The organism is Bacteroides neonati (assembly GCF_000499785.1).
Classification (GTDB): Bacteria; Bacteroidota; Bacteroidia; order Bacteroidales; family Bacteroidaceae; genus Bacteroides; species Bacteroides neonati.
Window position 1 is genome coordinate 143,752 of sequence record NZ_HG726021.1, and the last position, 13,250, is coordinate 157,001.

At 40.1% G+C, this 13,250-nt stretch carries 17 protein-coding genes; 4 read left to right on the top strand and 13 right to left on the bottom strand.

What is annotated here, in order from left to right:
- Positions 1–66 precede the first annotated feature (66 nt).
- The 3 genes from TY03_RS09750 to TY03_RS23225 all read left to right on the top strand — a co-directional run bounded on the left by TY03_RS09750 (position 67) and on the right by TY03_RS23225 (position 2,091).
- Positions 67–462: a hypothetical protein gene (locus TY03_RS09750; protein WP_042369631.1), complete on the top strand. Its 396-nt coding sequence runs from the start codon at positions 67–69 to the stop codon at positions 460–462.
- A gap of 212 nt (positions 463–674) precedes the next feature.
- A complete protein-coding gene (locus TY03_RS09755) occupies positions 675–1,709 on the top strand; it encodes a type II toxin-antitoxin system RnlA family toxin (RefSeq protein WP_042369632.1) in 1,035 nt (344 codons plus the stop codon).
- Between the two features lies 1 nt (position 1,710).
- Entirely contained in the window at positions 1,711–2,091 is a 381-nt protein-coding gene (locus TY03_RS23225; RefSeq protein ID WP_042369634.1) for a type II toxin-antitoxin system RnlB family antitoxin, read from the top strand.
- 167 nt (positions 2,092–2,258) lie between these two features.
- On the opposite strand, the gene TY03_RS09765 is transcribed toward TY03_RS23225, so the two are convergent.
- From TY03_RS09765 to TY03_RS09785, 5 genes are all read right to left on the bottom strand, one after another.
- Positions 2,259–3,521 (bottom strand): Y-family DNA polymerase, encoded by a 1,263-nt coding sequence (locus tag TY03_RS09765; protein ID WP_042369636.1) that lies wholly within the window; start codon positions 3,519–3,521, stop codon positions 2,259–2,261.
- Between the two features lies 1 nt (position 3,522).
- A complete protein-coding gene (locus TY03_RS09770) occupies positions 3,523–3,963 on the bottom strand; it encodes a LexA family protein (RefSeq protein WP_042369637.1) in 441 nt (146 codons plus the stop codon).
- Positions 3,964–4,047: 84 nt separating this feature from the next.
- Positions 4,048–4,521 (bottom strand): VRR-NUC domain-containing protein, encoded by a 474-nt coding sequence (locus TY03_RS09775; RefSeq protein WP_052332457.1) that lies wholly within the window; start codon positions 4,519–4,521, stop codon positions 4,048–4,050.
- A 292-nt stretch (positions 4,522–4,813) separates the two neighbouring features.
- Entirely contained in the window at positions 4,814–5,125 is a 312-nt protein-coding gene (locus TY03_RS09780) for a hypothetical protein (protein ID WP_042369638.1), read from the bottom strand.
- A complete protein-coding gene (locus TY03_RS09785; RefSeq protein ID WP_042369639.1) occupies positions 5,122–5,535 on the bottom strand; it encodes an ASCH domain-containing protein in 414 nt (137 codons plus the stop codon). The genes TY03_RS09780 and TY03_RS09785 overlap by 4 nt, the downstream gene beginning before the upstream one ends.
- 119 nt (positions 5,536–5,654) lie before the next feature.
- On the opposite strand from TY03_RS09785, the gene TY03_RS09790 reads away from it, so the two are divergent.
- The gene (locus tag TY03_RS09790; RefSeq protein ID WP_042369640.1) at positions 5,655–6,065 is read left to right on the top strand and encodes a hypothetical protein; all 411 of its coding nucleotides are present in this window, start codon (positions 5,655–5,657) and stop codon (positions 6,063–6,065) included.
- A 118-nt stretch (positions 6,066–6,183) separates the two neighbouring features.
- Here the strand turns inward: TY03_RS09790 and TY03_RS09795 are convergent, their stop codons facing one another.
- The 8 genes from TY03_RS09795 to TY03_RS09835 form a co-directional block, all read right to left on the bottom strand.
- On the bottom strand, positions 6,184–6,768 hold the full coding sequence (locus tag TY03_RS09795) for a nucleoside triphosphate pyrophosphohydrolase family protein (protein WP_042369641.1): 585 nt from the start codon (positions 6,766–6,768) through the stop codon (positions 6,184–6,186).
- Positions 6,769–6,912: 144 nt separating this feature from the next.
- Entirely contained in the window at positions 6,913–7,704 is a 792-nt protein-coding gene (locus TY03_RS09800; protein WP_042369642.1) for a hypothetical protein, read from the bottom strand.
- Between the two features lie 379 nt (positions 7,705–8,083).
- Complete coding sequence (locus tag TY03_RS09810) at positions 8,084–8,524, bottom strand: crAss001_48 related protein (RefSeq protein WP_042369645.1); 441 nt, start codon at positions 8,522–8,524, stop codon at positions 8,084–8,086.
- Between the two features lie 51 nt (positions 8,525–8,575).
- Positions 8,576–10,240, bottom strand: coding sequence for a DEAD/DEAH box helicase (locus tag TY03_RS09815; protein WP_042369647.1), 1,665 nt, complete (start codon positions 10,238–10,240; stop codon positions 8,576–8,578).
- Between the two features lie 80 nt (positions 10,241–10,320).
- Positions 10,321–10,923 (bottom strand): hypothetical protein, encoded by a 603-nt coding sequence (locus tag TY03_RS09820; protein ID WP_042369648.1) that lies wholly within the window; start codon positions 10,921–10,923, stop codon positions 10,321–10,323.
- Between the two features lie 3 nt (positions 10,924–10,926).
- Positions 10,927–11,343, bottom strand: coding sequence for a hypothetical protein (locus TY03_RS09825; protein WP_042369650.1), 417 nt, complete (start codon positions 11,341–11,343; stop codon positions 10,927–10,929).
- A gap of 26 nt (positions 11,344–11,369) precedes the next feature.
- The gene (locus tag TY03_RS09830; protein WP_042369652.1) at positions 11,370–12,029 is read right to left on the bottom strand and encodes a PD-(D/E)XK nuclease-like domain-containing protein; all 660 of its coding nucleotides are present in this window, start codon (positions 12,027–12,029) and stop codon (positions 11,370–11,372) included.
- Positions 12,030–12,035: 6 nt separating this feature from the next.
- A complete protein-coding gene (locus TY03_RS09835; RefSeq protein ID WP_042369653.1) occupies positions 12,036–13,241 on the bottom strand; it encodes a hypothetical protein in 1,206 nt (401 codons plus the stop codon).
- Positions 13,242–13,250: the final 9 nt, after the last annotated feature.

Here is a 13,250-nt window from a genome sequence, read left to right on the forward strand (position 1 = left end):
CCCCATTTTGATTATTCAATGCTTATTTGTATGTTTGTAGTAAAGTTGAACTTAATATACAAACACATGAATAGAATTTTATTAGCTTTTCTCTTTTCTTTTATCGCGATTGCATTACTTGCTCAAACACCATATAAAGCATATTGTAATCTTATTGGCGATGAGAACTCTCTAAAGAAAGGAATCGTAAGCGTGAGCATTGACTATGGGCAAGAGGACTTGAAGGACAATAAGTTTGTCGATGAAAATGGGAAAGAAATCAAGTTTAGGACGATGGTTTCTGCTGCGAACTTTATGTCTAAGTTGGGATGGAGATTAGAACAAGTATATAATCGTTACGACAAAATCGACGATAGCCCAATTATTATTTGGGTTTTATCCAAAGAAGTTAATTCTGATGCGGAAATAACAAATGGATTTCAAACAAAGCAAATGTATACTAAATTGCGAGTATCTCAATAATTTATAGGCAGCCCAATAAGCTGCCTTTATTCATTCCGTGCTCCTGGACACATAGCCTATCAAGCGCCATATACCCCATCTTGTACGCTCTCTGATCGGTGTCGCCAAATTTGGCGGCTCCCGGAAATGTTTTTTTGTATGAATATGTTGAAAAAATACTCAATATTTTATTGTTGGGTGTTTTTTAATGTGTATCTTTGCACAAAAATTGAATGAAAGGTCTTAAATTAAATAGAGAGAAATTACATAATCATATAGATACAGAGCTTTCTAAAACTTTCCAAGTAACTAAAGACATAAAACCTAATAGTCTAACAATATTTAAGTTTATAGTTACAGGCTCTCCCATAGCAATGTTAAATATCTACGAGAATCATGATGGAACAACGACTCTTAACTATAAAGTTGGTGCAAATCAAGACTTATCTAAAGAGATTGCAGAACAGTTAGTAGGCATCTGTCAGATAAAAGAATTTAAGTCTAATAGCTTTTATATAAAAAGTATTAGAGATGAAGATTTTGAAACGATGTTGTCCTTTTTGGTTGATGGAGGTAATACTATTGATAGTGATAACACAGAACAAAAAGGGAAAAGAATTGTTAATGTAAAAGGGAAACAAGGTGATTCAATCGCTATTATAAAGCATTCAAATAATGCATTCCAAGTTCAAGGAAAACCAATTTTATTATTTAATGAAGTGATAGAATTGTTATCAGAACTAATGCCGTTTAAAGATGTTATTGAGCAACAATTAGCTTTTTATGAAACTAATTTAACTACAAGTGATATTTTAGGTGAATTAAAAAATAAATTACCTAGTACACATGAGTTGATTGAAGATAAGATAAAAGTAATTTTAACACCTAGTTTGGCGTTATCAAAGATAGGAATAGAACTTCAGGATTATTCTGCATATGCATTTCCTGCTTTGAGAGCACTTGAAGGAGTGTTAAAACAAATATTCAAAAAGAACGGCATTATAATTACCAAAGAAGGTTTTGGTGAATACATAGTGAAAGATAGAAGTAGTTATATTTTTACAGATGATGGTAAAGAAAAAATCTCAAAAGTTGCAATTCAGAGCAAAATCTGCAATTTGTATAAGTACTATAATATTCATCGACACGCCTTGTTTCATGTAGATGGAGGAGTGGGAACAACGAAAATAATTTTAAAACAAGAATCTGATGATATTATTAAAAAAACATTGGAATTAATTGAAGATTCAATGATTTGTTTAAATTGACATGAGGACAAGTGATTACATATTAAAAAAGACTGCTGATAATAAATATTCGTATTTATTATTGACGACTAGTATGTCTCGACTTGATGATTATATCTATGATGTTGAGATTGAATTGTTGTCTAAAAAAGTATCTGAGGGATTTATCATTTTTGATTTATTACTCAATAATAATATTCAAGATAGATTCTACCAATGTTTTTTTAATGGAAAACGATTTGAGATAAATAAACTTACAAAGATTGATTCCAAAGAGATAAATATAAAAATAATCAGAACGAGTTCATGTTTCTATGTAAAGAACATGGATTTATTTGATAGTCTTTTTTTTACAAATGACTTTAAGGTGGATTTAAGAAAAAAACTAATTGAATTACTCTAATTATTTTGATTAACATATTGGTTTCTTTGCCACTTTCTTCTCCGCATATGATCATGGAAAGTAGCCGGTCGGTAGTTCTGTAAGCCCCCGATAAAGCATCCATTTTCTTACTAAAGCGTTTAGATCAAGTATATCGGTTGTATGATCTTTAGAGAAGTCTTAGTCTTTTATTCACACGATATCTGAATAAGATCGTCCAGATTGGTCGTATAGTTATGAGATATGAACTCTCGTTTTAGCTTCCAATTATGGTTTCCTGCCTGTATTGCTAGCTGAATACGGTTACTTCCGTTCTTCCGGTTTATCTCGTCTACAACAGATAGAAGCCGTTTCTGCTTGTCTGTGTCGCGCGGATCGAACAAGTCACGAATAATCGTCTGCTCATTGCCGATATCGGAGACTATTACACCGGCCTTTTTAAATTGGTAGCCTTCGCGGTAGATACTTGTTAGTGCCATGCGTGCGTAAGCAATAAGCTCTACTGTATCGTTGGTGGCAAAGGGTAGTGTGATTACTTTGTTCTGTGAATATTGCATCAAGTCCTCCCGGTGTCGATTGGTGTATATAAACACCATGATTACCTTTGCACAACACTTCTGTTCCCTGAGCTTCTTGGCACAGGCAGAAGTGAAGTTAGCCACAGCTTCCATCAGCGTATCGAATGATGAAATCATTTCGCCGAACGATCTGCTGGTGCAGATTGTTTGCTTCTGAGAAACGGTTTCCATTTCAATACAAGGAATACCTCGTAATTCTTTCCATGTGCGTACACCAGTAACAGTCATTTTGGAGCGCACCCATGACTCGCTTTTTTGAGTTAAGTCGTAGGCGGTGTTTACACCGTGGTAATTGAGCATCTTTACCAGTCGGCGGCCAATGCCCCATACGTCGCCAACATCAAACAGCTTCAATGCTTTCTCTCGCTTCTCGTCACTGTCGATGATGCAAGCCCCTTTATAACGAGGGTATTTCTTTGCAAATTTACTGGCTACTTTTGCAAGGGTTTTCGTTGGGGCAATTCCCATGCTTACCGGGATTCCTGTGCTTTTTGTTGTTGTCCTTACGATCATCTGTCCGTACTCGTGTAGGTCGTATTTCTCAAAGCCATTGAGGTTTAGAAAGGCTTCATCGATGGAATAAACCTCCATGTCTTCAACGAAGGTGCTAAGAGTTGACATAACGCGGTGTGACATATCGCCGTAGAGTGAATAGTTAGAAGAGAAAGCTACTAACTTATTTGAGGAAAGCAGCGGCTTGATCTTGAATGCCGGCTGCCCCATTGGGATGCCGAGCCTCTTTGCCTCTTCTGATCGGGATATGACGCATCCGTCGTTATTGCTAAGTACCACGACGGGGAATGATCGGAGCGCCGGGTTAAAAACACGTTCACACGATACGAAGAAGTTATTGCAATCTACCAATCCGTACATATTACTTTCTTCTGCGTCGATTCTTCTTGATGGTATAGGTGACGATTCCCCAGACGATGAAATCGTTTTCTGATGTGATGGGTATCTCCGGATAGGCTTTGTTTGAGGGTACAAGCCATATAATCGCTGCATCTATCCGCACGCGCTTTAATGTAAACTCTCCATCGACGAAGCACACGGCGAGATCATCGTTCATTAATTCGAGGGACTTATCGATCACGAGGATATCTCCATCTTCTATTCCCTCTTCTTTCATGGAATCTCCTTTGACCCGTCCATAGAATGTTGATGATGGGTGCGGAACGAGTTCTTTATTCAAATCGATGGATAGTTCCATGTAATCCTGAGCGGGCGATGGAAAGCCTGCACGTATCCCTTCTTCGGCATATGGAAGAGGGAGCGTGGTTGATGTGTCGGATGAATAAAGCTCGAGATTTTTCATAGCACAAAGGTAATGCTTGTTCTGAACACAGATTACTTTTCTTATGAATTTTTGAGTTAAATGAAATGCATTATAGGTATATGATTAGTATAGGTATTTGGTTAATTCTTCGATTGCTTCAGAAGCTGATCTGACAATCACGTATTTACTTCTACAAGATTCAGCTTGCCGTTGAAATTCTTTTTGTTCATCTGACTGTCGGCCGATGGATGTCTTAAATTCTAATAGAAGAGAAGCGTATCCCTTTTTAGGAATCAGCAGTATCACATCGGCAACCCCTCTCCTAACCCCTTGACGCTTCATATTTGCAGCTTCTATTTTGTGCCGGCTACCACCATTGGGAACGGCAAACAGTAACTTCTCTGGGATTTCGGGAAATAGATCTGACACTTGCTTGAAGAATTCTGTTTGTATGCGAGCTTCTTCATTGTCGTGTGATTTCTTCTTACGCGATGGGTTACGCTGTTCGGCATAACAGTTGTAACAGCAGTATCCGGATTCTGTTTTAATCACGGATACTGTTGATCTTTGGCATATAATGCAGATTTCTTCTTTCATTTCCTATTGAGTATTATACTCGATGTACACCTTAGTCGGTGAACGAAAGAGTGTGTTATGAATATTTGTTTGTTAAAAGTGAAATTAATTACGTTAACTGTTAACGAGTTTATTATATCTATTAAACCATGTTATAAGACACGCTGATTTGGTTTAGAAATTTGGAAGTTTCCAGAAAATCCGTACATTTGTACTGTGTTTTTCATAGTATTAGATTTAAGGTTAACAAAGATTGCTCGTCTGGGAAGATGGGCTTTTTTTATGCCCATATGGAAGATAGCCCCGTCCTTTATCATTCGAGTATTAGTATCCAGTGAGTAACTTCGCCTATCTCTGCCAAACGCTCCACGTCGATATTAGCAGCAACGTAACATCTGCCATCGTTCATCTTTACGAGGACTTCATAAAGAGATTGTCCGTTGTCAGTATCAGGCAAGCGTTCTTCTACACTGATCCATGGGGATTGCTTGACTTGCCACTCTGCACCGGCTACGAATGCATTAGTCATATCCGTTCCGTCGAAAGGATAATCAAGACCTCCTTTGATGTTTGACTCGTAACACCTATCACGAAATTCTCTTGCTGCTTTTTCTAATTCACTCATGTCTTACCTCCTTCCTCAATTACACCGGAATAGTCCCAGAAGCTCAACTTACCTTTTGCCGGTATAGGGTTGGCAAATAGTATCGGGTTGGCGAGTACCCAGTTATAAACTCCTTTCTCTGCCCATACAGACGGATGATTTTGTACGCAGTCTACTATCTCGACGCTGCCAATGATAGAGCCGAAAGGGAGACTACCAAACATGCACTCCTTTGCAATCGTAGCAAATGCGTCTTTAGCTTGTTCATCAGTCAAATTGACTTTAAATTTCTTTCCACGGAAACCACTTGCATGGATCAGTACTCTTTGCCCGATATACTTCTTAGGACACGCCCAAGTTCGGTTCTCGATGTCTTTGATGCCGTGGACGATTAAAGACGCCCAAGGCTGTTTGATGGTGATTGCTTTCATTTTTAATTAATTATTTCTATTTTTGCATTGTACAAATTAGAGTTTTGAATGGTTTCTATAGCCTATAACGACCATTCTGTAAATATTCTCTGATATTTTTATAACTAAAAAACAAAATTATGAATCTACGAAAAAACGTTTTCTACCTATTAACGCTTACGATTTTAATGTTTACATCCTGTAGTAATGATGATGACGATAAAGGTGACGCTCAGGTATTGGTTACTGTAGTCAGTTCCGATAACAAACCTCTATCTAATGAAATCGTCCAAATGTTTGATGAAAAAACATATGAAGAATTCAAAAAGGATAATCGAATAACCCCGACGGCGTATGTACTGACCAACTCTAAAGGAGTAGCCACTTTCATTTTCACTCATGATGAGTGGTTCGGATCAAGCAAAGACAGATTCTTCACTTTCGCTGTTCAATATGGAAGTGGTACAGAAAATTATGAAATATGGTCTTCGGGACGCACCATCCGTTCAGGTTCAGTAACACAAATAGAGTTGAAATTAGAATCTTTGTAAATAGCGATTTTATAGGCAAGCCCGTGGATTATAATTCCACGTGGCTACTTATCAAATCGCTTTTTTGATTTTATCTTCAATGATATATATCCAATACTTCTTCATTCTTCACTTCCTTTTAATACTTTTTCCCGTGCATTCGCATACGGTATTGGTTATACTTCATTTTCTGCTCCACATGCCACATTAGGTCGATATTCAGATGCTTGGCAAAGCCGAGTATATCAAGCAATATCATCTCCGGTGCAATCGCAGAACGCCCAATCGGAGCAATACAGGAGCAAATAAACTTGGTTATGTGATAGACTGACTCAGTGAAAGACTTGCCTTGATAGGTAACGGCATATTCTTCAATCGTTTCAAGGTCAAAAGTATCTTCGTTAAGATATACCTCTCGTGCTCCGAATAAGTCAAGCAGGCGGATGAAGGCATCGGCAAGTTCATCTTCAACGGTATCCTTGATACATCGATTAAAAACATTGTTGAACTTTTCTTTTGAAGTGAGCCACCCTTGGCATTCTGTTATTTCGTTATATTCATATTTTTCTTTATCAAATCTCTGTCCTTTCCGATCTGCTTCTACCGCTTCGGAAAGCTCTGTTATAACGAGCATAAGGAAGTGTTGATCACTCGGGTTATTATCCCAGAAGCCCTTTGCTGCTGCATTTGCGTGAATTTGGTCACGTAGGTTGTTTAAATTCATTGCTTTGTTTTTTTAGATTTTACTTTGATTGGATTCCACTTCTCACCTGTACCAAATTGATTAAGATGAAAGCCGTGGATTCGGAGCCAGTATTTAAAGGCTCTTATGCTCATTTGATTCATTACTTGTTTGGTTTGAGCCTAATTAGGCTACATCGTTAATACTAATTTCTCCTTTCAACACTCGCTCTACCTGCCGGTCTATTATCTCTTGGAATTCTATCTGGCAGATAAGAGAGCAGTCCGGTATAATCTCTTCCACTGGATCACCTCTCCATGGTGGTAGTTCATCCAAGAAGATGCGTCCGTCTTTATCTTTCAGACACGTTGCGCCAACATCACGTTCTATCTGAGCCACCTCGTTAAATACATCGGGAAAGTCCTTGCGTATCTTATTCCAATAGCCCATACCTCCTTTCGGACATCCAATACAGTTGTTGTTATTGTAACCCATTGAGTACATTACAGGCTGTTTGATACCAGCTTTCCAAAGCATACCCATTGCATCGGGCTTCGTAATCTGTCGTTCAATGAGTGGAAACAGCGGCTTGGCATCCGGGTATTGTTGTTTGAATCGGATGGCTCGGTTTATTTCCTTTGGGTCTAAATCAAATCCCCATACCTGCCCATCCCAGTGCTGAAGTTCACGTTCTAGCTTGTACCGGACTTCCTTCTTTGGCTTTAGGGTACAAGCGGCGCCATGTGGACCGTTAATCCATCCTTTCCGCAATACATCAGCCACACAGGTGTATTTGTCGCTTCGGATAGTGTGAATAGGTTGACCGTACCACTTTTCGCAATCAGAAAGAAAGCGAGCATTATCGGGGTGGCAAGAGCCAGTCTCTATATAGTAGAGCTGCACATCTTTATATAGGCTCAACGCTATTTTGCAAGCGACTGCGGATGTTACACCGCAAGAAAACCATGCTATTATCATATTTTCATTATCTTTGTAACTTAACTTTAAAATAAAATATTATGGCTATTTACAGTATCATTTTTTCTATGAATGGTAGAATTCATAGTTGTACAGGAGAATCGTCTTATCCAAGCAAAGAACTTTATGAAAGCGATAATTATGACAACAGTATAGTACAAGGCAATATTAAGCAATTTGTGAAATTGTATAAAGAGCAATATGACTTTGATACTAAATCCACGCATACAGTTATTAGGTGCAACCTTAAATTTGAGTAGCGATCCTCTTTTGCGATTTTTGAGGATGTTTGAAAAATAACATCCTCTTAATTTTACAACTGGAAATAGATTCATTTCTATTTTGTTATGAGGGAAACCGAAGTATCCCTCGAATAATGTTAAGAATTAAGTAATTCAAGGCGTTTGTTTAAAATGCTTGAATACTCAACCATCGTATTATATTGGTCTACCATCAATCTTCTCATATCCATGCTTAGCGAGTTGAACTTTTCTGACTTTACGAAGTCACAAAGTTTATTAGCACGTTCGTCAAGTTCGCTCTTTTCGTTCACTATTCTACCAATGAAGTCAATAGACGGAACGGGAATACAAAGTTCTGTTTCCATAAACTCCTCAAAGCGGCTTTCCGTTTCTGACATCTCGCCTATAAGCAAAATATAAGCGTGTTCATCTGGTTCAACACAAGTACCACTATCCTTATCAATGATGCAACCATCTTCATCTTCTTCAGTAGTGAAGCCAACGATACATCCTACATTCTTTTCTCCAGTGTTCTTTTCTATAAATTCTACTTTGTCGAATAAATTAAATTTTCTCATTTGTTTATTGATTGGGTTTTACAAAGCCCGCCCAAGGCTCATTTCTTTTGTTTAATTACTGTTATTATGATCTTCATTGAAAAGATTAGCAACCATATCTACGATATTCTCTTCAATATCATCAGAGTTACCGGTGACAGAGTTCGCTATCTTCTTTTTGGTTTGTATAATATCATACACCTTACTGTCGATGGTTTGTCGGCCAAGAAAGTAATAGCAAGTAACAGAACTCTTTTGGCCGATACGGTGTGCGCGATCCTCGCATTGACAACAGTCGGCATAGGTCCAAGGGAATTCCACGAATGCGACGTTAGAACTTGCTGTAAGAGTAAGACCTACCCCGGCTGCTTTGATGGAGCAGATGATAATATCGGTTTTAGGATTGTTCTGGAAAGAATCTACAGCTCGTTGCTTTTCATCTTGCGAGTCGCGCCCTGTTACGGACACGGCTGTGGGGAAATGATGTTTTAATTGGTCAACAACCTCGTGGAGGGAGCAGAAGAGAATGATTTTTTGTCCGTTCTCGCGGAAATCCTTGACGAACTCAACAACATCGCGCACTTTCCCTCTGGCTGTTATATTACGTAAGGCGTTGATTTTAAAAAGAACTTCACCGCGCAAAGCACGTTGTATCTTTTCATCGTCGGCATCTTTATAGCGTTGTAGATAGGTGATGAGATCACGTTCGGCATCTTGATACTCTTTTCGGTTAGTGATTTCGCAGGTATTAACTTGCCGTATTTTATCAGGTAGATCGGTTAATACGAGTGACTTCTCGCGTCGGAACATCGATTTATCCCACAACATAAAGTTAAGCTCTTTCAAGTTTGAAGCTTCTGATTGTCCGGCACAGTAACGGGAGACAAAATGCTTATATCCTCCAAAGTCGTCCAGGCGATTGAGTATGGCTAGTTGAGGGATTAAATCCTTCGGACGATTAACGACAGGAGTTCCGGTAAGTTCAATTACATACTCCTTACCGCTGCAAATTCCTTTGCAAAACTTGGCTTGTTGAGTAGAGGCCGATTTACACCGATGGCTTTCATCGATAATGACTGATTTGAATAACTCTATGGTGTTGCGAAACTCAACATCACTTAACCTCCATCCTTCGGACTTCCTTATTCGTTGAACAAAGTACTTTTTCAACGACTCATAGTTGACGATGAATACTTGATACATACCTGTCTGCCAAAAGAACGGCCATGTGTCACGTACCTTATCGCTAAGTACCATTGCTTTTTTGTTAGTAAACTTAGACCATTCCCGCTCCCAATTAATTTTGAGAGATGAGGGACAGATAACAAGGCAGGGAAATGCTCCGGCAATGTTGATAGTGGCAATGCTTTGAATTGTCTTGCCCAAGCCGGGTTCGTCGCAATTCATGAACCGTTTTAACTCCAGTCCGCGTGCGATACCTTGCAATTGATAGGGGTATGGATTTATCTTGAGTCCATGATCACACTGCAGGGTTGGTAGTTTGGGAATGGCGAATGTTTTATCTTCTTCTGTGGCTGAGTTTCCCCATGTTACCGGTTCAAATTGACGTATTTTGTAGGCAATACGCTCAAGATGTACACGCTCGGATGCCGGAACGGTCCATATTTTCCGTTGACCATCATAGCGCTTACCGGGAATGTCTTTGATGTAATTTACAATCGACGGGCGATAGGCAAAGGATAGTTCGTAGAATCCTGCTTTTAATTCGATATTCATACTTCTGCTGTTTTTTCTGTATGGTAGTGGATATTGAAAAACACGATACCCACTACCCTACTATGGATTGATTGCTACAATTATGCTGTGGCGTCGAATATGGCAACATCTTCTGCTATTTCTTTTTTACGACGTCCTCGCTTGCGTGGCTTATCACCAAGATCGGCCTCTATCGGTTCATCAGACTCAAAATCAAGCCGTTCTTGGCGAATGCCCCATTTTTCGGAGAATAAATACTCTTCCACCTCCCAATTGATGGCTTGGGTATCAATGGATAATTCCTGTGAGAACGGATAGGATTCGTCACATAGAGGTACGAAAATCTTTAGATCGACTACTTTGCCGGACTGAAGCATTTTTTGCCCGAAAATAGTTACACCGGGGACGCCATCAGTAGAGTCGTGCGAAAAGCCGGTGATCACGTAATTCGGGAATGTTTCGGCAAAGCCCGGGCTTTTGATACTTTCCGCAGTGATGCGCACGGCTTCGGGTTGCTCGCATAGAAAGACAAGATGTGCCTTTAGCTTGCTCATCGCTTCTTTTAGATCGCTATGGACGATCTGATCGCAACTCTTGTTGATGGTGTTAGTGTAGTTCGCCTCGGGTAGGTGTTCGGTGTACACAACTGTCAGTCGATCTTTGCGAAGGACTGCTTTCTTAACTTCATTTTTTACTTTTTCCATAATCTATTTATTGTTTTGTGGGACATAGCGCCCCAGTTTCATTTCTTCTTTTGCTTTACTAATGACCGTAACACACCATGACAGCTGGTGCGTAGCAGTACGATTGCACCTTTCGGCCCAATCGACAAGATAGCGTTGCTCCCGGCACAGGGAGTCAATGAGAGAGTTGATGGCTTTGGATGTTGCCTTAGTGTCATGGGCTGCATTACGCAGCGTATCAAGTACCTCGGACCGCATGGATTCATTGAGCCAATACTTTGCATCTGCCCAAAGCTTTCCAGAGCGGGCAACGTATACGGCAAGATCGTTGCCCCGCTGCAGGGCCTCCTCTGCTTGTTCGCTCATCGTGATGGAAAGAAAAGCGTCTATCTCGTTGAGTTCAGATAAAATATGTTCAAGTGGTGTGATATTGAGATTCATTTGAATGTCTTTTGTTTAAAATATAATCAGGAAAACAGCGTCCACCATTTGAAAGCCAATTCCTCATATTTTTCGCGACCGTTTTTGTAACTTGGATGATCTCTTCCGGTGATGAAGTGCTTGAATATCTTGCAATTCTTTTTGCTAATGGCATAAATAAAGTCCTGTTGACTTCCGGCAATATCCATATACCAGGCACGTGAGCGATCCCAATCGAAAAAGTCTATGGCTTCGTCAAACTGTCTTTGTGATTCGGCAAAGGTTGTTTTAAGGTCTCCACCGAATCCAAAGTCCGGCAACCACCAATCCCACTTGCACCGAGTATCAAGGTGATATGTGAAGTTTCCGTAGTGGAATACCTGATTTTTGTTGACCATGAAGCGTTGAGTATCTGATTTCTCTAAGACCATTGCCAAGAATTGATCTTTTTCGGCCTCTTTACGGAGAGCTCGACGCATTTCAAGACCTAGTTCGAAGTCTTCACGTGAGTACGTGGTATCATCAACCATTCGTTTATCATAACGGACGCGTTCATTCTCAGTAATCAGTGCATCGACCAATGTGCCAAACTTGAATGCCTTTTCTTTATCCCCGAACTGCATCCGGGGATAAAGGTAGTTTTTCAGTTCTGTAAGGTCGGAGTTGCTAACCTCGCTACGGTTGAAATATGAATCAGGGTTTGCCATAATGAGTTATTTCGCTTTTATTTCTTCGTCATAGCGAATGAAGGTAGATGATATGTGCTGCGGATCTTTCGAGTTGGCTTGTTTCTCGCAGTAGGTTATCATCTTCTTGTGTATTTTCTCTAGTTCCTCAATCGTTAATGACTGTCCTTCACCGGTCCACCACATTTGGTATACTTCTAGAAACCCTGCGGTATGCAGTACTTTGATCTTTTCCTTGATCTTAGCATTGGCCGGTGGTGCGGAGACTGTAGCAGCAGCAGTTGCAAAGAGAGACTGCATCGTTTGTGTTTGCTCTTGTGTGGCGATACGTTGACGTTCAACCTCTTGATTCCGTTGAACTTCGGCAGCAGATGCAGCAGCTTGCTCTTGTTCGCGCTTGATTCGATCTTGTTCCGCTTGCAGAGCGGCTTGCTCATTCGTTTTGCGAAGCTCTTCTATTTCTTCCAGCTCCCGCTGTTTTGACACAAACTGATCTGAGTAGTTTTGCTTGGCTTCCTTGACACGAGAAGTAAAAGTTGCAGCAAGCTGTTCATATTTCCCCGAAAGAACAGACGTCGAGATAGTTCGCTTAGCTTCGGGGGTAAGATAATATGTTGGCGATGTCTGTACAGAGGAAAGTGCATCAAATTGTGACTTGGGATATTCGGTTGAGAATAGAAGGATACGGTTTGTATCTCTTCCATAGGTAGCAAGGCTCATGGAGGTGAATATGGAAGCCAACTCAGATAAACGAGAGGTAAGATATGTGTTGAATGATCGAGAAACGGCTTCTTCTATCTGACTTTGATAGTATACACGTTCTCTTTCAATATTGGCCAGGCGCTCGGCTTCACGTTTGCGCTCTTGTTCCTGTCGGTGCTTGAGTGCAGCGTACTCGTTACGCTTTGCCACTAACATAGCAGGGATGGTTCCTTGTATTTTGGAATCGATACTCTTTTCCTGAGAGGTGAAAAAAGAACGTATGCGGTCGAATAGCTGAGTGATGGGCTGACGTCGAGCCTGCATATTCGAAATGAGTGTTGAAACCTTACCGAGGTACTCAGCTACGGATTGATCGATTTGTTCGTTCATACCTTCTGCTTCGATGGTATCAAGAAGCGTTTTTCCTGCATTTGTACAAGATTCGAGCGATTTGCTGTTTTTTGCCATAATGGCAGGAAATGAAGTGACGATGTTGGCTACTTCTTCCGTTTTAATTAATTCTGTTGACATGGTTGTACA